A 25,378-nucleotide genomic window follows, 5' to 3' on the forward strand; every position below is an offset into this window, starting at 1 on the left:
CCGTGTAGCCGAGAGTCCAGGCGATGGTCGAGATGTGCGATCGCAAGGGTGATCCATGGTGAAGGGAAGCCTTTCCGGTGACTGAGCAAGCTTCTGGCGTACGCCGTCGCGCCGCGCGTCGAATCCGCCGCGCGCCCGTGACGTCCACGTTGCCGCGCCTCCTGCTGGCCGCCGTCGAGCGTGCCCCCGAGGCGCCCGCATTGCGATTTGCCGGGCAGACCCTCACCTACACCGAACTGGACCAGTGGTCGTCGCGTCTGGCCAGGGTGCTGATCGCCCGCGGCCTCGGCCCCGGTGACCGGTTCGTCCTCGCGCTGGCCCGCTCGATCGAGTCCGTGGTCGCGGTCTGGGCGGCCGCCAAGTCCGGCGCCACCTTCGTGCCCGTCGATCCCCGCTACCCGGCCGAACGGGTGGCCCATATGCTCGCCGACTCCGGTGCTGCGTTCGGGCTGGCCACGGCGGCGGACGCCGCCCGGCTCGACGCCGGGATCCAGTGGCTCGCCCTCGATTCCGACGAGTTCGGCGTCGAATGCGCCGCGATGTCGGACGAACCCGTGAGCGCGGGCGAACGCGTCCGCAGGCTTTCCCCGGACGACCTCGCCTACATCATCTACACCTCCGGCTCGACCGGCGTCCCCAAGGGGGTCGCGGTCACCCACACCGGTCTGGCCGGGCTGTGCGCCGAACAGGTCCGCCGCTTCGGCATCACCCCCGCCTCCCGCACCCTGCACTTCGCCTCGCCCAGCTTCGACGCCAGCATGCTGGAGATGCTGCTGGCGATCGGCGCGAGCGCGACAATGGTCATCGCGCCGCCCGATGTCTACGGTGGCGACGAACTGACCGAACTGCTGCGCGCCGAACGGGTGACCCACGCCTTCATCACGCCCGCCGCCCTGGCCGGGCTCGACCCGGCGGCGCTGCCGGAACTGGCCGCGCTCGCCGTCGGCGGTGAGGCCTATCCGCCCGAGTTGATCGCACGGTGGGCGCCCGGCCGCGCGTTCTTCAATGTGTACGGCCCGACCGAGACCACCATCGTCTGCGCGATGAGCGATCGGCTGACCGCCGACGACGTGATCACCATGGGCGACACGATCCCTGGGATGACGGCACTGGTCCTCGACGCCCGCCTGCGCCCGGTTCCGGATCGGGTGCCCGGCGAGCTCTACCTCACGGGGGAAGGTCTGGCCCGCGGTTACCACGATCGCGCCGGGCTCACCGCGAGCAGATTCGTCGCCGACCCGCTCGGTCGCGGCAGGCTCTACCGCACCGGTGATCTGGTGCAGTGGGTTCCCGTGCCCGGCGGGGTCGGCCTGAAATTCCTCGGGCGCACCGACGCGCAGGTGAAGCTGCGTGGCTTCCGCATCGAACTCGGCGAGATCGACGCGCTGTTCGCCGCCGACGACACGGTGCGCTTCGCCGCCACGCTGATCCGGACGCTGCCCAGCGGGGAGAGCGCGCTCGTCTCCTACCTCGTCGCGGCCGCGGGTGCCACGATCGACACGACGGCACTCATCCGGCTGGCCGAGCGGCGCCTGCCCCAGCACGCGGTGCCCGCCGCGATCATGGTGCTCGACGAGGTGCCGTTGACGCCGGTCGGCAAGCTCGATCACCGGGCACTGCCCGCGCCGGAACTCGCCGCCCGCGAGTTCGAGGAGCCGCGCGGTGACACCGAGCGCACCGTGGCCGCGGTCTTCGCCGAACTGCTCGGCGCCGACCCGATCGGGCGCGGCGACGACTTCTTCGCTCTCGGCGGCAATTCGCTGCTCGCCACCCAGCTGGCCGGTCGGCTCGGTGCCGCGGTCGGTGTGCGGGTACCGGCCCGCACCGTGTTCGAGCACGGCACGGTGGCCGAGCTGGCCGGTGCCCTCGACGCGCTGGTCGGTGCCGCGTCGGCGCGGGTACCGCTGACCCGGCGCGAACGTGGTGCGCACGTCCCGCTGTCGCTCGCCCAGCAGCGCATGTGGTTCATGGCGCGGCTGGATCCCGACTCCAGCGCCTACAACATCCCGGTCGCGCTGCGGCTGTCCGGCCCGCTCGACACTGTCGCGCTCACCACCGCACTCGACGACGTGCTCGAACGCCACGAGGTGCTGCGCACGGTGTACCCCGAGCACGAGGGCGCGGGTTTCCAGCAGGTGCTGCCCGTGGCGCAGGCCGGCCTCGACGTGCTGGTCGACCCGATCACGGAAGCCGATCTGCCGGGCGCACTGGCCAGGCTGACATTCGGCGGATTCGACGTGTGCCGTCGAGTTCCCGTGCGCGCGGCCGTGTTCCGGCTCTCCGCGACCGACCATGTGCTGGCGGTGGTCGTGCACCACATCGCCACCGACGGCTTCTCGCTCGGCCCGCTGACGCGCGACCTGATGACCGCCTATGCCGCTCGTGCCGCCGGTACGGCGCCCGGCTGGGCACCGTTGCCCGTGCAGTACGCCGACTACACGCTCTGGCAGCAGGAAATGCTCGGCGCGGCAGACGATGCCAACTCGCTGCTGGCCGAACAGCTCGGGTTCTGGCGCACCGCGCTCGCCGGTGCCCCGGCCCTGCTCGAGCTGCCCACCGACCGGCCGCGTCCGCCGGTGGCGGGAACTCGCGGTGCCGCACAGGACTTCGCGGTGCCCGCCGAGGTGCACGCCGCGCTGGAAACCCTGGCGCGCGAACACAATGCCTCGCTGTTCATGGTCGTGCGCGCCGCGCTGTCGGTGCTGCTGGCGCGGGTCGCCGGTACCGAGGATGTCACCGTCGGCGCGCCGGTCGCGGGCCGTGGCGAACCCGAGCTCGACGATCTCGTCGGCATGTTCGTCAACACCATCGTGTTGCGCACCCGCGTCGACGCCGCCGAATCCTTCGCGGCCCTGCTCGATCGGGTTCGCGATATCGATCTGGCCGCCTTCGCCCACGCCGATGTGCCCTTCGAACGCCTTGTCGCCGAACTGGATCCGCCGCGCACCCAGGCACACCACCCGCTGTACCAGGTGGCGCTGTCGTTCCAGAACTTCGGCGCCACCCGCCTCGAACTGCCCGAGCTGACGGTGTCGGCGGTGGATCTGGGCGAGGAAGCGGCACCGGTGGATCTCCAGCTCACCGTTGTTCCGCTCGAGGACAGTGACGGACCCGCGGGTCTGCGCTGCTCGTGGCGCTACGCCACCGACCTGTTCGACGCCTCGACCATGGCGACGCTCGGTGCCCGGCTGGCCGGGCTCCTGGCCGCGGCCGTCGCCGCGCCGCACCGGCCGGTCGGCGACCTGCCGGTGCTGACGGAAGCCGAGCTGACCGAGCCCTCCGGCGAGCTCCGGCTCGTCTCCGACGCGACGTTGCTCGACGAGTTCCAGGCCCGCGCCCAGCATCGTCCGGACGCACCCGCGGTCACTTTCGACGAGGTCACGGTGACCTACGGCGAGCTGGCCGGGCGCGTCAACCGGCTGGCCCGGCTGCTGGTCGCCGACGGCGTCGGCCCCGCAAGCACGGTGGGCGTGGCGATTCGGCCGTCGATCGATCTCGTCGTCGCCATGTACGCCGTGTTCGCGGCCGGTGGCGCCTACGTGCCGCTCGATCCCGATTCGCCCGCCGAACGCCGCGCCGACATCCTCGCCGCCGCACAGCCGGTCTGCCTGCTGACCACCACCGGCGACGCGATCACGGCCGACGGACTGCCGGTCGTGGAGGTGGACCGGGTCGCGCTGTCGCACTTCTCGGACGCCTGGCTGACCGACGCCGACCGGCTGCGTTCCCTGCACGCCCTCGACCTGGCATATGTGATCTTCACGTCCGGTTCGACGGGCAAGCCGAAGGGCGTCGGCGTTCCGCACGCGGCGATCGTCAACCAGGCCGCGTTCATGGTCGGCGAGTACGGGGTGGGGGAGTCCGACACTGTCCTGCAGTCGATTCCGTTCACCTTCGATGCCTCGATGATCGGTTTCGCTTCCCCGTTGCGCGCCGGTGCGCACATGATCGTGGCCGCCACGCAGGGGCTCACCGATCCCGCTTACCTCGCCGAACTCGTTGCCCGCCATCGTGTTACCGGTACCACCATCGTGCCCTCGGTCCTGCAGATGCTGCTGGATTCCGCGCCCACCGGCGCCCTGCGTTCGCTGCGCGCGGTGTGGGTCGGCGGTGAGGCGCTGCCGAACGCCACCATCGAACGCTTCACCACCGTCACCGCGGGTCGTCTGCACAATCTGTACGGCCCCACCGAGGCCACCGTGTCGATCACCGGCGCCGATGTGACCGAGGTGGGCGACGGCATCGTTCCGATCGGCTTGCCGCACTGGAATTCTCGTGCCTACGTGCTCGACGCGCGGCTGCGGCCGGTGCCGGTCGGCACGCCCGGCGAGCTGTACCTGGCCGGTGCGCAACTGGCTCGCGGCTACCTCGGCAGCCCCGGCAAGACGATGGAGCGATTCGTCGCCGACCCGTACGGTCCCGTCGGCGAGCGCATGTACCGCACCGGCGATCTGGTGCGCAGACTCCCGTCCGGTGACCTGACCTACCTGGGCCGCACCGACGTTCAGCTCAAACTGCACGGCCTGCGCATCGAACCCGGCGAGATCGAGGCGGCGCTGCGCACGCATCCGGCGGTCGCGGGCGCGGCGGTCGCGGTGCATCACGAACAGCTGGTCGGCTACGTGACACCCCTCGACGCGTCGGTCGACACCGTCGAGGTGCTGGCGACCATTCGAACCCTGTTGCCCCCGTACATGATTCCGCACCGTCTGGTGGTGCTCGACGAGTTCCCGCTCGGTGCCACCGGCAAGCTCGACCGCAAGGCGCTGCCCGCGCCCGCTGTGGAGATCCGCGAATACCAGGCGCCGGCCACCGCCGACGAGCAGATCGTCGCCTCGGCGATCGCCGGAGTACTCGACCTCGAACGGGTCGGCCGTGACGACGACTTCTTCGTCCTCGGCGGCACCTCGCTCGCGGCGATCCGGGTGCGCGCCACCCTCGCCGAGCAACTGGGCATCGAGGTGCCGCTGCGCCTGCTGTTCAGCTATCCGCTGGTCAGCGACCTGGCGCTGGCGTTGCGCGACGAGTCGTCGGCCTCGGCCGCCGGTCCTGATCCGGCCGTGGACGCGATCCTCGACCCGTCGATCGACCTCACCGGCTGCGCGCCCCAGCGCACCGGCGCACCGGCCACGCTGCTGCTCACCGGCGCCACCGGGTTCCTCGGCAGCTTCCTGCTGCGCGAACTCCTCGAACAGACGTCGGCGACCGTTCACTGCCTGGTCCGCGCCACCGATGACGCGGGCGCGGTGGATCGCGTGGTCTCCACCGCCGCGAAGTACCGCATCGATCTGCGGCCCTATCGCGACCGAATCGTCGGCGTCCCCGGCGATCTCGCGCAGCCGAACCTCGGCATGGACCCACTGCGCTTCGCCGAACTCGCTGCCAGGGCCGACGCGATCTATCACAACGGCGCGCTGGTGAACCACCTCGAACCGTACGCACGGATGCGAGCGGCCAATGTCTGCGGCACCACCGAGGTGTTGCGCCTGGCCACCACCACCAGGGTCAAGCCGATCCACTATGTGTCGACCCTGTCGGTGCTGGCGGGGGTCCCGCAGGACAACGGGGTGCCCGCGGGTCTGCCCGGCTACGCGATGACCAAGTGGGTCGCCGAGCAGCTCGTGCACGCCGCGATCGAGCGTGGCGTTCCCATCGCCGTCTACCGCCCCGGCTTGATCACCGGCGACTCCCGCACGGGCGTCGCCCCCGCCGAGGACGCCTGGTGGACGATGTTGCGGTCCATGCTGGTGCTCGGGGTGGCTGTCGATGTGCGGGCGATCGCCATCGAGATGGCCCCGGTCGACCATGTCGCGGCGGGGATCGTCAGCCGATCTCGCCAGGCGGCGGCCATCGGCAACATCTTCCGGGCCTCCGGCGCGCAGGTGCCGCTGCAAGTCGTCTACGAGGAGATCCGCAGTCGCGGTTACCGTTTCGACTTCATCGACCCGATGGAATTCGGCCTCCAGCTCTCCACCGCGGCGGAACGCCAGGACGCGGACCCCATCCTGGCGCGGGCTTCGGCACTGAGCGGCAACTACGCGGCCGCCCTCGCCAAGGCGAATCCGGCGGCGGTGCTCACCCGCGTGGAATCGGCCCCCGCCGAACCCTTCCGCGGCCTGCCGATCGAGTTCCCCGCGGTCGACGCCGCGGTCATCGCCCGCTACTTCGACCACTACATCGACATCGGCTTCTTCCCGGCGCCCGGAGCGGACCATCTCACGCACGCGTGAGCGGGAGCTCGCCGAGGTTCCCGCAGGAGCACCGGGCTCCTGCGGGAATCAGCACTACTTCGCGTAGTCGTAGAACCCGCGACCGGTCTTGCGGCCCAGTCGGCCCGCGTCCACCATCCGGCGCAGCAGCGCGGGCGGGGCGAGATGCGGCTCGGCGAACTCCGCGTAGAGCGACTCCGACGCCGCGAGGGCGATGTCGAGGCCGACGGTGTCGAGCAGCGTCAGCGGGCCCATCGGGTAGCCGCAGCCGCCCTTCATCGCCGCGTCGATGTCCTCGGCGGTGGCGTAGCCCGACTCGAGCATCCGGATCGCCGAACACAGGTAGGGGATGAGCAGCGCGTTGACGATGAACCCGGAGCGGTCACCGGCCTGCACGGCCATCTTGCCGAGGGTGTTCTTCACGTAGTCGGTGACGGCCACGGCCGCTTCCGGCGCGGTCACCAGGGTCGAGATGATCTCGACCAGCGGCATCACCGGCACCGGGTTGAAGAAGTGCACGCCCACGACCCGTTCGGGCCGCTCGGTCGCCCCGGCCACCTTGATCACGGGGATCGAGGAGGTGTTGGTGGCGAGGATGCCCTCGGGCTTGACGATCTTGTCCAGCTTGCCGAAGATCTCGTACTTGAGCGCCTCGATCTCCGGCGCGGCCTCGATCACCAGGTCACGATCGGCGAACTCGTCCATGTCCAGGGTGACGCGCACCCGCGCGAGCACCGCGTCGGCCTCGTCCTGGGTGATCTTGCCCTTGGTCACGCCACGGGCGATCGAGGTGGCGATCCGGTTCTTGGCCGCCTCGGCGAACTCCGGCTTCGTCTCGAGCACGAGCACCGAGCTGCCCGCCTTGGCGCACACCTCCGCGATCCCCGCGCCCATCGTGCCGCCACCGATTACACCGATCAACTCCACTGGAGAACTCCCAACATCGCATTGCCCTGGCTGTCCCGGAGATTATTTCACCCCAGGCTGGCACTCAGTGCCACAGGCTGCCGGAACGTGAGCTATCGCACCAGCTGGACGCGACGCTGACCAGGGCATTCGTCAGCGAGCCGACTCACTTACCCGCCGGGTACACGGCGTCGACTTCGACCTCGACCAACCATCCCGCCACCGGCAGGCTCGCCACTTCCAGGGCGAAGCGGCTCGGTCGTGCCGCGTTGCGGACCAGCGGTGCGGCCGGGGCAGCGGTGCCGAGGGGGACCAGCTCGGTGTCGCCGGTGGTGAGGTTCGTATTGGCGAAGAACTGCCGGTAGGCGCGGTTCCAGCCGGCGTAGTCGGCACGGTCGGTGCCGGGCGCGTTGTCGAGGAACACCCGCATGGTGATCACGTCGTCCAGGGTCAGGCCCTGGGCTTCGAGGTTCTCCCGGATTCTGGCCAGCACCGACATGCCCTGCGCTTCGGTGACGGTGACACCGGCGGGCAGCTTCGCGTCCGCGAACTGCTGGGTGTCGATGAAGGATTCGGGGCTGCCGGTGGGGGCGGCCTTGTTGGTGGCGGTGGGGCCGAGGCCGCTGGTCTTGTAGACGGTAGCGTCGGCGGCGATCGTCACGCCTTGGGCGATCATCGGATTCGCCTGTCCCGCTTCGAGAACCGAAGTACTCGGCGCAGTGGACGGCTGCGACTCGGCCGGGTCGGCCGAGCAGGAGGTGAGGGTCAGCGCCGCGAGGGCCGTCGCGGCCAGGGTGATCGTCGTCTTCATGGTCGATACTCCTTGTCGGGGTGCGAGATTCAGGCGGCAACGCGGGCGTGCAGGGCGGTCACCACGTCGCGGGCGGAGGTGAAGGCGCCGTGCTGCCAGGCGATCGCGTTGGACAGGTGGTCGCCGGCGAAGTAGATGTGCTCGACGGGGGCAAGGAGTTTGGTGTACTCGGGGGTGGCCTCACCGCCGTGGGAATTGCTGCCCGACCACCCGACCCACGCGCCCTCGGAATACTTGGTTCGCCGCCAGCTGCCGGAGAACGACGAGGCGATGTCGGCGCGGTACTTGTCGCCGTGGATCGCTGCGCCCTCGTCGACGGCCTTCGCCAGACGTTGCCGGTGGGTGAGTGATTCGAAGGCCTGATGACGTTTGCCGGTGTTGTAGTAGCCGACCACCACGCCGCGGTCGCCGTTGTAGTGGTCGTAGGGGAACATGATCTGCGCGATGTCCTTGTCGGTATTGCTCGCGCCGCCGTAGATCCGGTCGTCGAGCTCCCACCAGCGGCGCGAGTATTCGATGCCGAGCTTGCCGGAGGACACCGGGATCGCGGCTTTCAGCGCGGTGAGCACGTCGGCGGGCAGGTTGTTGGCCAGGCGACCGACGAGATGGGGCGGCAGCGTGCAGATGCAGTAGTCGGCATCGAGGGACTTGCGCGCGCCGTCCTGGGTGTACTCGATCCGCACACCCTCGGGGGTGTTCTTCATCGCCGACACCTCGGCACCGAAATGGATGCGCTGCGTGCCGATCTCGCGCTGGAAGGCGGCGTAGATGCGGTCCATGCCACCGACCGGGGTCATCATCATCATGGCCTGGTCGTAGCCGAATTCGAAGCTGAAATTGCGGCCGAGACCGCTGCGGATCGTGTCGGACATCGGGAACGGTTTCGGCTGTTCGCCGAAGTTCAGACCCGCCCCGGGTTCGGAGGTGTAGCCGCGCCGCGTCGAGCCGAGATAGCGGCCGTCACTGGAGAGGTCGCCGAAATCGCGCAGGAACGACGACAGCGCTTCCTTGTCGGCGCCGGAGAGCACGTCGTCGAGTGCGCCCCGCGTCGCGGCCTTCTGCAGCAGCTCGGACATGTAGCCGTACATGTCGGCCTTGGCGGCGCGGTACTGCACCGACTGCCCGGAGATCGAGGTGCCGCTCTGATAGTTGACCAAGGTGGACGCGTTCTGGTTGCCGAACGGCTGGATCTCGACACCGAGTTCGCGACAGTAGTCGAGGGTGATGTGGCCCTGCGGGATTCGCGTGGCGCCCAGATTGAAGTAGTGCCCTTCGGCGAAGGTGCAGCTCTGGGTTTCGCCGTTGAGATCGGTTTCGGTGGTGCCGTTGCGCACCGACCACACCCGTCCGCCCGCTCGCTTCCTGGCCTCGAGCACGGTCACGTCGTATCCGGCCTTGCCCAGCTCGTAGGCCGCGCACAACCCCGCGGGGCCGCCGCCGAGGATCGCCACCTTCGCGCCCCCGTCGCCCTTGCCGATGAGGTCGCCCATGGCGGGCGAGCGGAACGACACCTGCGCCGTGGCGGGCGCGAGGCCGAGGGTCGACATCGCGCCGTAGGCGAGGCCGGCACCACCGGTGATGCCGAGACTCTGCATGAATGATCTTCTGGTGACTGCCATGGGTAGCTCCGTCCGCCGCGATATCCGTTCTGCGACAGCGTCCGTCGACGGTGGGTCGGTGCCGCTACGCCGCGGAAAACGTTCACCGATCGGCGAGTGAGATCCCCCGCGGTCGCGTTCTCGCTCGGTGACCATCGCCCCGACTCGCGCCCGCAATACCGCCGAAACCAGATCTGGATATCCTCGCCCGCACCGACAACGCTGGGAGGTGTGTGGTGACGGCACTGGCCGACGCGGTCGCGCGCTCGTTCGCGGCCGGGGAACCCGAGCGCCCCGCGGTGTCGCCGTTGCGTGCGCTGGGGCGCAGACAACTGCCGGGTGTGGCGTTGCTCGGCCAGTCGATCGCGACCACCGCGCCCGCCGCGTCGATGGTGCTGTTGCCGGTCACGATGCTCACCCACGACGCACTGCTGCCCGGCCTGGTGACGATCGTGATCGCGACGCTGGTCATCACGCTGATCGCGTACTGCGTCGCACAGTTCACCCGGCGGCTGTCCGCGGCGGGTGGGCTCTACACCTTCGTCAGCCACGGCGCCGGACCGCGTGCGGCGCTGACCTGTGGCGTCGGAATGCTCGTGAAGTACCTGGGCAGTGCGTCGCTGACGATGTATCACGGGTCGCAGACCGCTCTCGCCTTGGCAGCGCAGCTGGGAATCACGCTGCGCGGCTGGCAGATCGGCGCCGTCTATCTCGGCATCGCGGTGCTGATCGGCGCGGTGCTGGTGCGTGGTGTGCGGTTCGCCGCGATCGCGATTCTGGCGGTCGAGGCGTGTTCGCTGGCCTTCATCATCGGCCTCATGCTGGTGTCGGGGCCTGCTGTCGCGATCACCCCGGCCGCGCCGAACGTTCCCGCGGTGCTGGCCATCGCGATGTCGGCGCTGTTCGCGCTCGCGGGCTTCGAGAGCGCCACGTTCTTCGCACCGGAGACGCGGCGTCCGCTGGTCACCGTGACCCGTACGGTGCTGCTCACCCCGGTGCTGTGCGGGGCGCTGTTCATCTTCGCGTCGTGGGCGGCCTGGTCCGGGCATGCGGGAACGGTGGTGAACGCGTATCTGCACGGGACGGCGAGTGGGTCGAGTCTGCTCGTGGTGATCCTGCTCGACGCGGGGCTGACCTGCTCGTGGCTCGGGTCGTCGATGGCTTCGTCGAACGCCGCGTCGCGACTGATGTATTCGATGAGTGTGGAGGGTGTGCTGCCGCGCCTGCTGAGCCGGGTCGGTCCGCGGTTGCGGACCCCGCACGTGGCGTTGGTGCTGATCATCGGCATCGTCGCGACGGCCGGTTCGGGTTTCGTCGCGCTCGACGGTGTGCCCGCCGCGGCCAAGACCGTCATGCGCACGGCGCTCGCGGTGTCCTACATCCTGGTCGCGGTGGGTGCGGTGCTGTTGCTCGGCCGTATCCGCGAGCGCAGCCGCGTCGACCTCGTCGCCGGCTGGGTCGGCAGTGGGGTGCTCGCCGCGGTGCTGGTCTGTCTGACGGTGTCGGACGCGAGCGACGGTGTGGTGGTCGCGCCCGCGACGGTGCTCGCGGTGCTGCTGGCCGGTGCTGCCTGGTATCGCTGGCTGCGGGACAGCTGTCCCGAAAGTCTCACGGCCATCGGTGTTTTCGACAGTCCCGAATCCACTGACGTGCTGCCCGGCGCCGGGGTGTTCGCCGTCAACGCCCGCGGCGCGATGGCCCTGGTAGGGGCGGACCGCGGCGAACAGTGACAACGACGACCCGCCGCGACGGCCCGACCGGGCACGAGCCGAGGGCTGTCCAGAAGGCCCTCGCTCTGCTCGAGGCGGTAGCGCAGCTGGGTTCGGGCGCCACCGCGAAGGACATCGCCGCGCAGACCGGCATCGCCCCCGCCACCGCGTACCGCCTCCTGAATCTCCTCGTCGCCGACGGCTACCTGGTGCGGATCGAGGACCTGTCCGGTTTCGCCCTCGGCCGCCGTACCCGTGAGCTCGCCGGGGCTGCCGCTCCCGAGCCCGTCTCCGGCAATCACCGGATCCTTGGTGAACTGCGCGCCCAGCTGCGTTTCGGCATCCATCTCGCCTCCTTCGCCGGCGGCCGGATCAGGATGGTCGACAAGGACCCCGACCATGAGCTGAATGGGGAGAAGGTGCTGCTCGCCTGCCCGCACGCCTCGGCCATCGGCAAGCTCCTGTTGGCGCGGTACCCGGACTTCGCGGCCGAGGCCACGCCGCGCAAGGTCACCACCTTCACCATCACCGACGCCGCCGATCTCGCCGCCGAGCTACGCCGAGTCACCGCGGACGCGGTCGCCGTCGAGGTGAACGAATGCCGCCTCGGCCGCAGCGCCGTCGCCGTCCCGATCCGCACCGACGACGGCACGGTCACCGGTGCCCTGGCCGCGATCGGCAAGACCGGCCGCCTGCCCGTGCACGATCGCGACCTCATCGACTTGCTCACGTCGGCGGCCGATCAGCTGACACTGTGACCGCACACCCGAGGCCCGGCGATCCACCGAATCGCCGGGCCCCGGGTGTGCAGCGGGTCTATCGAACCGGTGTCAGTTCCGGTTCCGCGGAATCGGGTCGCCTGCGACCGAGCACCGAGTGCCTGCGCCCGTAGGCGAAGTACACGATGACACCGAGTGCCATCCAGATCACGAAGCGCAGCCAGGTCTCGATCGAGAGGTTGACCATCAGCCACACGCAGGCCAGAGCGCCGAGAACGGGAACCACCGGGACGAACGGAACGCGGAACCCGCGCGGCAGATCCGGACGGGTGCGACGCAGCACCAGCACCCCGATCGAGACCAGGACGAACGCGACCAGTGTGCCGATATTGACCATTTCCTCCAGCGTGCCGAACTCGACGAAACCGGCCAGCAGTGCGCACACCACACCGACGAGCACGGTCAGCCGCACGGGTGTGCCCTTCTTGCCGGTCTGCGCGAGACCGCGAGGCAGCAGACCGTCGCGGGCCATGGCGAACAGCACCCGGGTCTGGCCGAGGAACATCACCATCACCACGGTCGACAGCCCGGCCAGCGCGCCGATGGCGATGATGTTCTTCACCCAGGTGGCGCCGTGGATGGCGAAGGCGGTGGCCAATGTGGCGTTGCCGTCGGCCAGTTCGGTGTAGGACACCATGCCGGTGAGGACCAGCGAGACCGCGATGTAGAGCACCGTCACGATCGCCAGCGACGCCAGAATGCCGCGCGGGACGTCGCGCTGTGGGTTGCGCGTCTCCTCGGCGGTGGTGGCGACCACGTCGAAGCCGATGAAGGCGAAGAACACCAGGCTGGCCGCGGCGAGCAGCCCGTACCAGCCGTAGCTGGTGCCACCGGAACCGGTGAGGAAGGCGAACAGCGACTGGTGCATCCCCTCGGCCTTCTCCGACGGTTGCGCCGGCGGGATGTAGGGGGTCAGGTTCGACGGCTTGAAATACGTCGCGCCGACGACCAGCACCAGCGCGATCACACCCAGCTTGATCGCGACGGCGATGGCCGACACCCGCGACGACAGCTTGGTCCCGGTGGCCAGCAGCACGCCGACCACCGCGATGATCACCACCGCGCCCCAGTCGAACTTCACCGTGCCGAGGTGGAGCACCGGCGCCGATGATCCGAGCACTTCGCCGAGGTACTGCGACCAGCCCTTGGCGACCACCGACACCGCGAGCGCGAACTCCAGGATCAGATCCCAGCCGATGATCCAGGCGATCACCTCGCCGAAGGTGGCGTAGGCGAAGGTGTACGCGCTACCCGCCACCGGCACGGTCGAGGCGAACTCCGCGTAGCACAGGGCGGTGAGCCCGCACGCGATCGCGGCGAAGACGAAGGCCAGCGACACCGCCGGTCCCGCCACCGTGCCCGCGGTGCGCGCGGTGAGGGTGAAGATGCCCGCGCCGATCACCACCGCCACACCGAAGATCGTCAGGTCCTTCGCCGTCAGATCCTTGCGGAGCTTGGCATCCGGATCGTCGGTGTCCCGGATCGACTGTTCGACCGACTTGGTCCGGAACAGGCTGCTCTTGTTCATCATCGCAGCGACCTCGGAATGGCATCGAGACGGCGCTCGGCGAATCGGTTGGCGGCGGCGCCGGTCCCGATCCCCTCGGTGATGGCGGCGGCGATGATCTCGCGGCAGCGCGGGTAGATGTCGGCGACCTCGGCTTCGACCTCGGCCGGGGTGGCGGCGCGCAGTTCACCGGCCACCTGGATGAGGCCACCGGCATTGGCCACGAAATCGGGCACCCAGGTGATGCCGCGGTCGGTGAGCGCCTGCTCGACCTCGGGTGTCGCGAGTTGGTTGTTCGCCGCACCGCAGATGAGCTTCGCCTCGATCGTCGCGGCGCTCGCCGCGGTGAGGGTGGCGCCCATCGCGCAGGGGGCGTACACGTCGACCGGCGCGGTGGACACTGTCGACAGCAGCCGGACGGCGGGCAGTTCGTCGGTGACGCGCCGCAGCGCCGCCTCGTTCACATCGGTCACGCAGACCTCGGCGCCGTCGGCGAGCAGCAGGGCGGTGAGTTCGCGCCCGACCTTGCCGACACCCTCGACGCCGACCGTGCGCCCGGCCAGTGTCGGTGCGCCCCACACGAACTCGGCTCCGGCCCGCATCGAGTGGAAGACGCCGAGCGCGGTCAGCCGGGCACTGTCGCCGCTGCCGCCCGCGCCGACACTGCGGCCGGTGACGTGGCTCGTGTGCCGACCGATGACATCCAGATCGTCGGTGTTCGTGCCCACGTCACCGGCGGTGATGTAGCGCCCACCGAGGGTTTCGACGAACCGCCCGTAGGCGGCGAGCAGGTCCTCGCTCTTGTGAGTGGCCGGATCGCCGATGATCACCGCTTTGCCGCCACCGAGATCCACCCCCGCCGCCGCGGCCTTGTACGTCATTCCCCAGGACAGTCGCAGCACGTCTTGCAGGGCCGCGGATTCATCGGCGTACGGGTAGAAGCGGGTACCGCCGAGGGCGGGGCCGAGTGCGGTCGAGTGGATCGCGATGATCGCCTTCAGCCCGGATCTGTCGTCCTCGCAGAACACGACCTGCTCGTGGGCGCGGGCGCTGAGCTCGTGCGATCGGCCGAAGACTCCTGCTTCGGTGTGCGCAACGGTCACTGTCGATTTCCTTTCCGGTTCCGCGCACCAGGGTTGTGCCCTGGGCTGCGGGGTTGTGGTGCCGCGGGTCCGCGGCAGTTTCAGTTGTGCCGCTGGTGCGGCGACGTAGTGGTGGCGCGGGTGCGCTGCGGCGCGGCGATGTGCTCAGCCGCTTGCCGCGGCGGTGCACGTCGCAGTGGCTGGGTTCGCGTGGCGGTGAGGACGTGGTCGAGCGAACGCGGAGGTGGATGGTGCCGTGGGCTCGGTGGCAACGTCTCCCGTCAGGAGTCGATGCCGAGCTCGCGCAGCTGGGCGCGGTAGAGCTCGACATTGCCGAGCTTGATGTCCTCGTAGCCGCGCACGACGTCGGTCAGTGCGGCTGCCGCAGTGGCTGTTTCGTAGTTCTCGGTGGTCAGATCGTGTGCCAGCCGGCGCACCATGTCGGTGTAGTGGGCCAGCAGTTCGCGTTCGACCTTGCGGACGTGGGCGTAGCCGAAGGGGTCGAGCCTGGTGCCGCGCAGGAACTTGCCCTTGGCCAGAACCTTCAGCGCCACATGCGACTTCGGCCTGAGCCCGATCTTCTTGTCCCGGCCCATCGCACGCAGCATCGGGGGATGCAGCTTGTAGGTGAGCTTCTCGCCGCCGGGTACCTGGGCTTGCACGTCGGCGAGGAAGTCCGGGTCCACGAGCAGCCGAGCCACCTCGTACTCGTCCTTGTAGGCCGTGAATTTGAACAGCCCCCGCGCGACCGCCTCACTGAACTCGGTGCGCTCGGTGACCGAACGCTCTGCCGCCCAGACGGATTCGACCGTCTCGAGGTAACGGTGTGCCACCTTAGCGTTCTGGTATCCGATCAGCTGAGCTGCTCGCAGTTCCACGATCCGGCGCACCTCGCCCTCGAAGCTGGTGTTCGCCAGCAACTCCGCGGGCGCCACCGGGGGGGTGCGCCGCGGTCGGCCTGTGTCGACCGCCGCCGCGAACGCCGCCGGATCGGCGACGGCGACCCGCCCCCACCGGAACGCCGCGATGGTGGCGTTCACCGCGACACCGTTGATCCCGATGGCCTCCTCGATCGCCGCGACCGGCAGGCGCAGCCCGCCGTTCTGGACGGCCGCGCCCACGATCAGGAAATTGGCCGCCGCCGTGTTCCCGAACAGCGTCAGTGCCGCCGCGAGCGCGTCGAAGTGACTGATCGAATTCGTCACCGTGGCAAGCCGATCCAGCAGAGTGTCCGTCGCGGGGTAGGCCACCGACTTGTCGAAGACCATGTCGCCGGTCGGGGTCTGGCTCGTCGACGCCACTGCCACGGTGCTCGCCGCGTCGCCGTACTGGAGGTAGCGGGGGTCGGTGGCGGTGAGCAGGTCGACGGCGAGCAGGCAGTCGGCGCTACCGGGGGTGAGCCGGTTGGCCGGCTCCAATTCCGTTGTGGAGAACCGCAGGTGGGACAGCACCGGGCCGGCTTTCTGGCTCAGGCCGATCTGGTCCAGGCTCTCCACCTCGTAGCCTGCGCGCAGGGCGGCGGTGGCCAGGACCTGGTTCACCGTCACGATGCCGGTGCCCCCGATTCCGGCGATCAGCACGTTCTGCGTGCGGGTCGGCGCGCCCACGCCCGGATCGGCCACGGCGGGCGGCTCGACGGGTTCGCGCCGCTGGGACTTGCCCTTGGCCGGATCCACCTCCACCGTCACGAAGGACGGGCAATCGCCGTCCAAGCAGCTGTAATCGGTGTTGCACGAGGTCTGATCGATGCGGGTCTTGCGCCCGAACTCGGTCTCGACCGGCTGCACCGACAGGCAGTTCGACTTGGCGCCGCAATCACCGCAGCCTTCACACACGGCCTCGTTGATCACCACCCGGGTGTTGCGGGTCGGCAGTGTTCCGCGCTTGCGCTGCCTGCGGGCGTCGGCGGCGCAGTGCTGGTCATAGATCAGCACCGTGACGCCCTCGATCTCGCGCAGCAGTTTCTGCGCCTCGTCGAGCCGGTCGCGATGCAGGAGCAGCGTGCCCTTCGCCAGCGCTCGCTTGCTGTGCCGCTTGGGCTCATCGGCGCAGATGACGATCTTGCGGACACCCTCGGTGGTGAGTTTGTGGGTGAGCTGCGCGACGGTGATCCCGCCCTCCACGTCCTGGGCGCCGGTCATCGCGACGACCTCGTTCCAGAGCAGCTTGTAGGTGATGTTCACCCCGGCCGCGACGCAGGCCTGGATCGCCAGCTGCCCGGAATGGAAGAAGGTGCCGTCGCCGATGTTCTGGAACAGATGCGGCACATCGGTGAACGGCGCCTGCCCGATCCACTGGCTGCCCTCACCGCCCATCTGGGTGAGCCCGGTGACCGCGCTGTCGGTGCGCCCGGACATGGTGACCAGCGTGTGACAGCCGATGCCACCGCCGCCGATCGAGCCGTCGGGCAGGGCGGTGGAGCGGTTGTGCGGGCAGCCGCTGCAGAAATAGGGCGTCCGCTTGGCGGAGAGAACCTCCAGCGGAAGTGCCGGTGGCGCTGCCTTTTTCAGCTCCACCCGTCCGCGCAGCACCCGGCGCAGCGGCGCCAGCAGCCGTCCGGCGGTGAGCTCGCCGTCGACCGGCATCAGGCGCGCGCCGCGCTCGTCGCGCTTGCCGAGCACGCGCGGCGCGTCCGGGGTGCCGTAGAGGATCTCGCGGACCTGCGTTTCGATGAACGCGGTCTTGTCCTCGACGACGATCAACTGCTCGAGCCCGCGGGCGAACTCGGTGAGCGCGGCCGTGCCCAGCGGATAGGGCATGCCGATGCGCAGCAACCGGATTCCGGCGCGGTGCATGCTCGCCTCGTCGACACCCAGATCCAGCAGAGCCTGGCGGACCGCGTCGAAGGTGGTGCCGGTGGCCGCGATCCCCACCTTCGCCTCGGCCGGGTCCACCTCGATGACGTCGAGAGCGTTGGCCGCACCGTAGGCGTGCACCGTCGCCCAGCGTGGCCCGTAGAGGTCCGCTTCGGCGAGCACGCTGTCGGTCGGCGCCGCCATCGGTCGCTGTCGATAGACGAAAGGCGTTCCCTCCCACTGCACTTCGGGCACCGTCAGGGCGAGGTCGGCCACGCCCTCGTCGACCGTCCACGCCCCGTCGGCGACATCGGCCACGATCTTCAACGCCACCACGCACCCCGAGGCCCGCGACATCGCGATGCCCTGCATACCGAGGGTGATGATCTCCTCGGCATTGCGCGGGAACAGAACGGGCACCCCCATCGCGGCCAGCGAGCGTTCGCTCACCGCGGGCACGGTCGACGATTTCGAGGCCGGATCATCGCCCACCAGCAGCAGCACGCCGCCACGCGGATTCACGCCGTACATATTGGCGTGCCGGATGGCGTCGGTCGCGCGGTCGACGCCGGGACCCTTGCCGTACCAGACGCCGACCACGCCGTCGTGGGTCGGCCGCCCGGCGGGCAGCTCGGCCTGGCTGCCCCAGACCGCGGTGGCGGCCAGTTCCTCGTTGAACCCGGGGACGAAGGTGATGTCGTGTTCGGTGAGTACCTCCGGCATGCCGAGCAGCATCTTGTCCACCCCGCCCAGCGGGCTGCCCTGGTAGCCGGAGACGAACGTCGCGACGCGGCGACCGGCGCGAATATCGCGCACATGCTGTTCCACCAGCAGCCGGGCGATGGCCTGGACCCCGGTCAGCAGCACCGGGCCCGCGCCGGAGCGGTAGCGATCGGCGAGGTCGTAGGGCGCGGCCGGCTCGGCCGACGGTCGAGCAGTCGCACAGACGACGGTGGTCATGAACGCCTCACCACACTTTCCACAACCCAGATCGTGAGCTGCGCAACGAAGGAACTTGCTATCGGTGCTGCGAAATGTGCCGTGGAGGGCAATCGGTGTCAACAGTCAGTCGAATAGTTGATCAGTCTGCTCAAAAGTGATCTGTACCACTGAGCTGGATGTATCAATCTGCTCGAGCGCGAGAGACCTGGGTCACATCACGGCTGATTCGTCCGGTTCGTCAGATGCTCGACCAGTGGCAGGCTCCGATACCCGATCGGCGTGGCCAGGGCGAGCATGGTCTCGGTGTGGTTCACGCCGTCGATGGCGTGCACCCGCTGGATGATCTCCAGGAGATCCTGCTGCGATTGCGCGGCGATGCGCACCAGCAGATCGGCGCGGCCGGTGGTGGCGTGCACCTCGAGGACGTGCGGGAATCCGCGCAGCGTCTCGATGATCGGATCCATCTTGTTCTGATCGAGTTCGATGCCAAGGAAGGCATGCACCGCGAACCCGATGGCCTGCACATCGATATCGGGCGGATAACCCCGCACGGCACCCGATGCCTCGAGCCGCTTCATCCGCGCCTGCACGGTATTGCGGGCGACCCCGAGTCGCTGCGCCAGCTCGAGAATCGGCGCCCGCGGGTCACGGGCCAGTTCGGCCAGCAACGCGGCATCGAGCGCGTCGAACTTGATGGTCATGGGCGCATTCTGACACGCGCCGAACCCGGGAACCGCACACCTGATCTCAACCGTGCCGGGTCGGCCGGTAGACGAGTTCCTGGATATCGCCGTCGAGGCTGGAAAAGACATCGAACGTGTACGTGGTCGCCTCTTACCTTGCTTGCGAAAAAGGCGCACAATTATTCCGTACACCGGCTTCAAGGTTTGCGCCCGGTGGGGAGTTGAGTGCTTGCCGGGCAACATCCGGGGCGGGCATCCTCCGTGATGGCAACGTCCTCGTATCGGGCTGTGACGGCTGGATTCCGTCGGCCCGAGCGTCACACCGTGCTGAACGCCGGGCGTGGCGAAGGCTGCCTGTAGTGACGAGCCCCTTCGCCGGTTCGGCGTCACTACCAGTAAGGAAACGCCATGTCAGAGCAGAACAAGGCTTCAGCCAAGCGCATCTTCGACGCGTGGAACTCGCGAGACCTCGATGTCTTCGACGAAATCATGGCCGACGACTGCATCAACCACGATCCGCAGAACCCGTTCGCCGAGGTCCACGGCCCCGAAGGCCTCAGGCGGCTCGTGCAGATGTATCTCGCCGCTTTCTCGGATCAACGGTTCCTGATCAACGAACAGATCGCCGAAGGCGACTTCGTCACCACCCGATGGACGGGAACCGGAACCAATGACGGCGAGATGATGGGTATGCCCGCCACCGGCAAATCGGCAGTTGTTCAGGGAATTACGATCAATCGCTTCGCGGACGGCAAGATCATCGAGAGTTGGGCCTCCTGGGACACGCTCGGGATGATGCAGCAACTCGGCGTAGTCCCGTCGGCGCACTCCGCGACAACCTGATTCGTGACGTGGGAGACCGCACCCACGCAACTTCCGGGCCCCCGGCTACCTCGCCCCTGGGATTCGTGATGAGGGAACGGATCTCCGGGGCCGATGGTGGGTCTGGGTCTGTACCCGAAACGGACCCAGAAAGAGGTCGCGCAGCTCTGCGCCGGTAGGGGCGACACCGGCCGACCCGGACTTCTAGCCCGCGCCACAGCGGCGCGTGCGCCTATTCCTGTGGCACTGTTGGGCTTTCGACCCACTGGGCGTATGTTTCGGTCGTCCAAGGCATCGGTGTCGCGCTGATCTCGGGTCCGCTCCACGGATGCGACTCCGCGATGCGCTCGGCCAGACGGTCCCGACCAGCCGCAGCGACGCGGAAGATCAACCGCCACTCCGGACCGGTGCCGACAGCGTTCGTGTTCGCTCTGCAGTTTGTGTGAAACCTGTTCCGTACGTCGCGCGCACCCGCTGTCCGGGCCCCGCGCTCTCGCGTCCGCGCGCAGTCGGGCTGGCGGTCGCACTTGTGGAATCCAGGCTGTTCACACGATTCGTGTGTCGATATCTCGAAACATGCACTCCCGCAGCGCAATTGGGTCATACTATTGAGGGATACCCAGGCGGACTCTCAACTCGGGGCGGGCATATGCAATCGATACCGAATTCGCGAGTTCCTATCTATGTCGGGAAGCGACTGTTCTTGGGCCGCACCGACTTGGTGGTCTCTTTCTACACTCGGAAATGTCAGTTCGAGTGCAGCTATTGTGCGTTGCCGATGAGGTCGTCAACCAGTACGGTCTCGGTTGCTGATCTCAATGAGCAGATCACCGGGGTGTTCGACGACCACCAGCACCATATCGGCACGTTCCAGCAATTCTCATTCGGAAACGAGGGATCGGTACTCGACCCGACACGCTTCCATTCGTACTCTCTCCATCACCTGCTCGACCATGCGGCCAGCATGGAAAGCCTAGAGGTGTTATCGCTCGAAACACGCCCGGAGTACATAAGCCGGGGTCGTCTGATCGATGTGCGTGCCCGCACGACCGCATCGGTAATCGATCTGACCGTCGGTTTCGAAACCCAGGACGACGAAGTACGGCAGGTGACACTTCGGAAGAAGATCAGCCGACGAATGTTCGAGGACCGCATCGCCCTGCTGGGCGAGCTCGGTATGCGGCTCACCTCTTACGTCCTGATCAAGCCTGCGCCACGTATGAGCGAGGAACAGGGGGTAGCGGAAGCGATCGCGACTATGGAGTATCTCGGTGAGATATGTGATCGGCACGGTGTCGATTTGGTCATCTATTTGACCCCGACCTACATCGCCCAGGGTTCACACCTTCAACGTGTAAGCCGGCCGGGAGACTGGGTACCGCCGAAAATTCAAAGCATCTACCGGATTGCGGTCGCCGGGCACCGCATGGGCCTTCCGGTTTACACCGGGCTGTGGAGCGAGGGGCTCGCTGACGAAAAGAACGATTTCCGGGGGCACACCGATTATGATCCCAGCTTGCGCCTGGCTATGGTCAACTTCGACCGCACCGCCGACCCGTCCTATTTGGAGCCCTACTCACATTTGCTGGAGCACACGGACGAAGACGGGGAGGCGGCGTGCGCCCGTATCGGGAACTCTTGAGAAATCTCTGCGAGCACGAGCCCGGCAGACTGGCGTCGCTTCCCCGAACGCTTGTCCTACGCGAAGCATCGTGGCTCCTCCGTCACGACGACATCTACATTCTCCAACAGCTCGCCGTGCGCACCGATGTATTGACCTCACTCAATCCACTCGAGCTCGCCGCCGCTAGAGATCGTGCGCTGCGAGACTGCCGAGCCGACGATTTCTGCTTCCTGTACGGCGCACTGCCCCACGGCGGTGACGTGGCTCCCGAGTCGCTGGCCGAGGCGTATCAGGCATTGGCCAAGCGCGGCAACGTCACGGGGATCGAGGATATTTCCAAGATGACCGGCGTGCTGCCACGGATCAGCGAGGAAGCCGCCCGATGTAGTTACGACGTCCTGGTTTCGACGGGTCGTCTCGGTGCCGCAGACTACGTCCGGCAGCTCTCCGGCGTGCCGGTAAGATTCAGCGTTGAGGCTGGTCGAGCAGGATTGCGAACGCTGCTCCGCGCAGGACGGTACGCCACCGTGACCGAATTGCTTCGGTCTTTTCCGAACGAGCCGATCGGCGAGCTGCGGCAGGACGAGTTGGCGCGGGCATTCGACCGGGCATTCGCGGAACGGCAGCTGAGAGAGTTGGCCGCAATGGTCAAGTCCTCGGGCCGATCAGGTCCCGTCACCGATTTCGCCGCACACGCCAACGAGCTTCTCCGTGCAGGTCGTGTCGCGGAAGTTCCCGCGCTGTTCGCTCTCTGCGTGGATGCGCCCACAGTGATTTCTCCGGAGCTTCGGGCCAGGCTGGTCGCCGCGGAAGACGCAGACATTTTTCGCTTTCTTCTTCAATTCGACACCGACCCGGAATTGCGGCGGGCATATGCCGCGACTGCGTATCGGATAGGCGTTCAGGCGAGGGATCGTGTTGTTGTCCGTCTCGCCTGCGAGCGCGGCGGACACCGGCTGCGTACGAACGATTGCACCACGCTGCTCGATGAGGCAATGATCGACATCGACCCGGACTGGATCCGGTTCGCCAGCAAGAACCTCGGCCGGTTGCCGACTCTCGACTCCGACGCGGTCCAGCTTTTCCTCGCGTCGATTGTCCAGGCCGAGCACGCAAGTCTGCCGGAGATGGAGCGCATGCTCGATGCGACACTCGATGAGCCGCTCCGCCTGTGGCTGGCGGCGTCGATGGACGCCGAGTTCGATCTCGCGGACCTTCTGGTGAGGGAGTTCGGCATTCACCTCGTCGGCGCCGACCAGGACTGGGACCGAACGCTTGTCCAGGACTGAAATCGGTTCACAGGTCACTGGAAATCGGTAGCGTTCGCGCTATTACACACGGTGGTCATCATCGCGGTTGGCAAAGATCGGATGCGCGGCTTCCAGCGGCCGACGCTGGAAGAGCGCGCTGGACGGGAGGTCGTCACGGGCGATCGCCCGGACAAGTGTGAAGCCAAGCCGTCGATAATAGTCCTGGAGTGCGATGTTGGTCGTCCAAACATCGCATCGATACCATGAGACTCCTATGTTGGCGGAGCGATCAAGACCCCACTTCAAGAGCTGAGCCCCCAAGCCGCATCCGGCATGAGACCGGCGGACTATCAGCCTCTTCAGGTAGGACGCCGACTCTGCCTGCTCATCCGCTGTCCACAGCAGGGGGTCTGGGCGGGAATCGATCGTGATAGTTGCGACAGTCTCCGATCCTTCCCGCAGCATCCATGTCTCGCCGGCCTCGATTCCCGCAAGCACATGTGTCCGGAAGCCATCAGGTTCCACTGACCACTGGTCGGTTCCGAGTCGGCGAAGCCACGCGGCCGCCTCGGATCGCATTGCTAGCACCTGTTCCACATCCGACGATACGGCGCGATCGATTATCATTTGCAGCTCCTCAAATCGCTCTCCCATCGGGGAGTTATCGCACATCGAATAACGGGAGTTCGGTCAGCGAGGAAGTCATCACTCCGTCGGCTTCTGCTGCCAAGGCGCGCGTGAGCAGGTTGAACCTGGACTGAAGCGACGCCAGCTTGCTCTTCAGCAGTGCGGTCTCGGTGAACTCACACGTAACAACGACGTCATGAAACTCCCGGCCCCGAAATGTGAAGCTCCGCGTCCTGACCAGACCGAAATCTAGCTCCAAAGCATAGACCAGCTCATCGGTCAGCCGTAGTACCGGGAACTGAAATGCGCTGCGCATCCTTCGCTCCCCGGAACGCGCGTACTCCTCTGTCCAATTGCCTAAGAGCATTGCGACCAAGCATCCATATGTGTCACAGTCGGAGGCTGCGATGGACAGTGTCGTCGTTCCGGACAGCCGTGGATTGATCTCGATTACCCGATATGTATTCTCGACGTAGATCATCTCTACCTCTATTACGCCCTCGACGCCGAGTGTGGTGCACATTGTTCGCAGCCGAGCGGCGATTGGAGCGAAAGCATCGTCCGCTTCTCGACGTGGTATGCAGTAACGAAAACGATCGGACGCCATGAAGGGCGGTGCTGATCCGGTTCTCCCTTTCCAGATAAGCGGCTGGATAACGTAGGACCCGTCATGCCCGACAATCTCGACCGAGCACAGTTCACCTTCGAGGCACTGCTCCAGAACCGCGTTGCCGTCATACGGATCTTGAAGGTAATTTATCAATGCGAGTTCGTTCTCGATGAAACATATCCCGTTGGCGCCGCAATCCCACAGGGGCTTGACCAGCAACGGGAACCCGAGTTCCAATGCCCGACGCCGCACGTACGCTGGGTAGCCGTAAACAGCAGGGCCCCGACCGTTCAGGAGGTCCCCGTCGATGAGGATTCCGTCGGATGCCTCGATTCCGAACCTGCGGACGACTTCCTTGGTGTCCCATTTGCTGCTGAACATCCGGATCACTTCCGGACGGTGCATAATCATGGGTATTCCGCGGTCGGCGAGATGATCTTTCACCACCGCGTCACGCATCGTTTCCTGATCGTACATGGGGAGCGAAATTACGCCATCCGCACCCCACTCGAGAAGTTTGTCGACGAGTTGGTCGCAGTCCATTCCTGGCTTCAGTTGCTCCGCTTCGACAGGAAAATCTTGTACTCCACGCTCATTTTCGATGAAGAACAGCTTTGCCGTGATCTCTGCACCAAGCTGAGATAACGCCACATCGAGATAGGGTGCCGACCAATGGAATTCGTCAGTATAGAGAAATGCGATCCGCTTCATCGAGTCACCGACCCCTCGCATACCCGCGGCGGCAGCAGGTTGGCCGCGGTGTGGCACCGCGTCCGCGGCTTCCGCCTGAGTCACCTTCACCATTGGTGTCAGGAAGATCATACCGTCATCGAGATCGGTGGATCCTCTTTTGCGGCAAGGTATTTCGATATCGCGAACGGCGCCGGCTCCGGCATGGACAAGGTGATGCGGGCATACCGGGCCCACGTCCCAGCGCGACCCAGCGGTCCAGGCCGGATCGACCGGCCGGCAACAGCTCCGTCGCCGAGGACGCCCATGTCCGGCGTGACCAGCTGCGCCTCGTGCAACCGGCGGCACGCCGCGGCCATCCCGGGAGGCTGGCTTGAACACGCCTCGGCCTCCTCGCATACCGCGAACCAGGCACTGAAGACGCCGCCGAGCTCGTCCCGTAGTTCTGGAGAGGCGACCCTAAGACCGCGACAAGCTTGTACAAATCTCCGCGTTCACCTGCGTGACCTGCGGCCGAAGGCGATTTCGGAACTTCGGTCGGCGCAACGACAGCCCGCGTACGAGATCAGTAGTCGGCCCGACCTCCGACCACGGCAGATCGTCGGTAACCGTTAGTCATGAAGTGCGGTCGCAGAGCATCTAGGCCGCTGTATGTGATTTGGGTGGCCGACGTGGCACCCCGGTCGGATCCGGCCGGATATCCCGCAAGGTGGCGAGTGGAGTCGGCGTTCATG

16 protein-coding genes are annotated in these 25,378 nt (G+C 67.2%); 6 read left to right on the forward strand and 10 right to left on the reverse strand.

The features are described from left to right. The first annotated feature begins 137 nt into the window (after nt 1–137). Nucleotides 138–6,230 carry an amino acid adenylation domain-containing protein gene (locus ACWDXS_RS10905; protein WP_449964425.1) on the forward strand — a complete coding sequence of 2,031 codons (6,093 nt, stop codon included), beginning with the start codon at nt 138–140 and terminating at the stop codon, nt 6,228–6,230. A 54-nt stretch (nt 6,231–6,284) separates the two neighbouring features. Here the strand turns inward: ACWDXS_RS10905 and ACWDXS_RS10910 are convergent, their stop codons facing one another. The 3 genes from ACWDXS_RS10910 to ACWDXS_RS10920 all read right to left on the reverse strand — a co-directional run bounded on the left by ACWDXS_RS10910 (nt 6,285) and on the right by ACWDXS_RS10920 (nt 9,521). Beyond that, complete coding sequence (locus ACWDXS_RS10910) at nt 6,285–7,136, reverse strand: 3-hydroxybutyryl-CoA dehydrogenase (RefSeq protein WP_378991562.1); 852 nt, start codon at nt 7,134–7,136, stop codon at nt 6,285–6,287. A gap of 145 nt (nt 7,137–7,281) precedes the next feature. Next, nucleotides 7,282–7,926, reverse strand: coding sequence for a Rid family hydrolase (locus ACWDXS_RS10915; RefSeq protein WP_378991564.1), 645 nt, complete (start codon nt 7,924–7,926; stop codon nt 7,282–7,284). A 29-nt stretch (nt 7,927–7,955) separates the two neighbouring features. After that, entirely contained in the window at nt 7,956–9,521 is a 1,566-nt protein-coding gene (locus ACWDXS_RS10920; protein WP_449964763.1) for a flavin monoamine oxidase family protein, read from the reverse strand. A 239-nt stretch (nt 9,522–9,760) separates the two neighbouring features. On the opposite strand from ACWDXS_RS10920, the gene ACWDXS_RS10925 reads away from it, so the two are divergent. Further along, entirely contained in the window at nt 9,761–11,254 is a 1,494-nt protein-coding gene (locus tag ACWDXS_RS10925) for an APC family permease (RefSeq protein ID WP_449964429.1), read from the forward strand. Beyond that, the gene (locus ACWDXS_RS10930; protein WP_449964432.1) at nt 11,251–11,991 is read left to right on the forward strand and encodes an IclR family transcriptional regulator; all 741 of its coding nucleotides are present in this window, start codon (nt 11,251–11,253) and stop codon (nt 11,989–11,991) included. The genes ACWDXS_RS10925 and ACWDXS_RS10930 overlap by 4 nt, the downstream gene beginning before the upstream one ends. A gap of 58 nt (nt 11,992–12,049) precedes the next feature. Here ACWDXS_RS10930 and ACWDXS_RS10935 read toward each other — a convergent pair whose 3' ends face one another. The 4 genes from ACWDXS_RS10935 to ACWDXS_RS10950 all read right to left on the reverse strand — a co-directional run bounded on the left by ACWDXS_RS10935 (nt 12,050) and on the right by ACWDXS_RS10950 (nt 19,039). Then, nucleotides 12,050–13,543 (reverse strand): APC family permease, encoded by a 1,494-nt coding sequence (locus tag ACWDXS_RS10935; protein ID WP_378991568.1) that lies wholly within the window; start codon nt 13,541–13,543, stop codon nt 12,050–12,052. Next, nucleotides 13,540–14,622 carry a Glu/Leu/Phe/Val dehydrogenase dimerization domain-containing protein gene (locus ACWDXS_RS10940; RefSeq protein WP_449964437.1) on the reverse strand — a complete coding sequence of 361 codons (1,083 nt, stop codon included), beginning with the start codon at nt 14,620–14,622 and terminating at the stop codon, nt 13,540–13,542. Before ACWDXS_RS10940 ends, ACWDXS_RS10935 begins: the two co-directional genes overlap by 4 nt. Before the next feature lie 260 nt (nt 14,623–14,882). Then, entirely contained in the window at nt 14,883–18,356 is a 3,474-nt protein-coding gene (locus tag ACWDXS_RS10945; protein ID WP_449964440.1) for an indolepyruvate ferredoxin oxidoreductase family protein, read from the reverse strand. A 197-nt stretch (nt 18,357–18,553) separates the two neighbouring features. Continuing rightward, on the reverse strand, nt 18,554–19,039 hold the full coding sequence (locus ACWDXS_RS10950) for an Lrp/AsnC family transcriptional regulator (protein WP_378633322.1): 486 nt from the start codon (nt 19,037–19,039) through the stop codon (nt 18,554–18,556). Nucleotides 19,040–19,429: 390 nt separating this feature from the next. Between ACWDXS_RS10950 and ACWDXS_RS10955 the strand changes: the two genes are divergently transcribed. Continuing rightward, complete coding sequence (locus tag ACWDXS_RS10955; protein ID WP_378991573.1) at nt 19,430–19,864, forward strand: ester cyclase; 435 nt, start codon at nt 19,430–19,432, stop codon at nt 19,862–19,864. Nucleotides 19,865–20,075: 211 nt separating this feature from the next. Here ACWDXS_RS10955 and cutA read toward each other — a convergent pair whose 3' ends face one another. Continuing rightward, nucleotides 20,076–20,447 (reverse strand): divalent cation tolerance protein CutA, encoded by a 372-nt coding sequence (cutA, locus tag ACWDXS_RS10960; RefSeq protein ID WP_387447249.1) that lies wholly within the window; start codon nt 20,445–20,447, stop codon nt 20,076–20,078. 174 nt (nt 20,448–20,621) lie between these two features. Between cutA and ACWDXS_RS10965 the strand changes: the two genes are divergently transcribed. Continuing rightward, nucleotides 20,622–21,485 carry a hypothetical protein gene (locus ACWDXS_RS10965; RefSeq protein ID WP_449964445.1) on the forward strand — a complete coding sequence of 288 codons (864 nt, stop codon included), beginning with the start codon at nt 20,622–20,624 and terminating at the stop codon, nt 21,483–21,485. Continuing rightward, nucleotides 21,461–22,756, forward strand: a complete 1,296-nt coding sequence (locus tag ACWDXS_RS10970; RefSeq protein WP_449964448.1) for a hypothetical protein — start codon at nt 21,461–21,463, stop codon at nt 22,754–22,756. Before ACWDXS_RS10965 ends, ACWDXS_RS10970 begins: the two co-directional genes overlap by 25 nt. Before the next feature lie 42 nt (nt 22,757–22,798). Here the strand turns inward: ACWDXS_RS10970 and ACWDXS_RS10975 are convergent, their stop codons facing one another. Both ACWDXS_RS10975 and ACWDXS_RS10980 read right to left on the reverse strand, forming a co-directional pair. After that, nucleotides 22,799–23,344, reverse strand: coding sequence for a GNAT family N-acetyltransferase (locus tag ACWDXS_RS10975; RefSeq protein ID WP_387447255.1), 546 nt, complete (start codon nt 23,342–23,344; stop codon nt 22,799–22,801). 34 nt (nt 23,345–23,378) lie between these two features. Beyond that, nucleotides 23,379–25,025 (reverse strand): ATP-grasp domain-containing protein, encoded by a 1,647-nt coding sequence (locus ACWDXS_RS10980; protein ID WP_449964452.1) that lies wholly within the window; start codon nt 25,023–25,025, stop codon nt 23,379–23,381. Nucleotides 25,026–25,378 lie beyond the last annotated feature (353 nt).

Source organism: Nocardia sp. NPDC003183 (genome assembly GCF_053590715.1).

Coding starts and splice junctions, on each gene's coding strand:
- ACWDXS_RS10915 (WP_378991564.1), bottom strand. CDS start 7,926: ATGAAGACGACGATCACCCTGGCCGCGACGGCCCTCGCGGCGCTGACC.
- ACWDXS_RS10920 (WP_449964763.1), bottom strand. CDS start 9,521: ATGCAGAGTCTCGGCATCACCGGTGGTGCCGGCCTCGCCTACGGCGCG.
- ACWDXS_RS10935 (WP_378991568.1), bottom strand. CDS start 13,543: ATGATGAACAAGAGCAGCCTGTTCCGGACCAAGTCGGTCGAACAGTCG.
- ACWDXS_RS10945 (WP_449964440.1), bottom strand. CDS start 18,356: ATGACCACCGTCGTCTGTGCGACTGCTCGACCGTCGGCCGAGCCGGCC.
- ACWDXS_RS10950 (WP_378633322.1), bottom strand. CDS start 19,039: ATGACCATCAAGTTCGACGCGCTCGATGCCGCGTTGCTGGCCGAACTG.
- ACWDXS_RS10955 (WP_378991573.1), top strand. CDS start 19,430: ATGTCAGAGCAGAACAAGGCTTCAGCCAAGCGCATCTTCGACGCGTGG.
- cutA (WP_387447249.1), bottom strand. CDS start 20,447: ATGACCCAATTGCGCTGCGGGAGTGCATGTTTCGAGATATCGACACAC.
- ACWDXS_RS10965 (WP_449964445.1), top strand. CDS start 20,622: ATGAGGTCGTCAACCAGTACGGTCTCGGTTGCTGATCTCAATGAGCAG.
- ACWDXS_RS10975 (WP_387447255.1), bottom strand. CDS start 23,344: ATGATAATCGATCGCGCCGTATCGTCGGATGTGGAACAGGTGCTAGCA.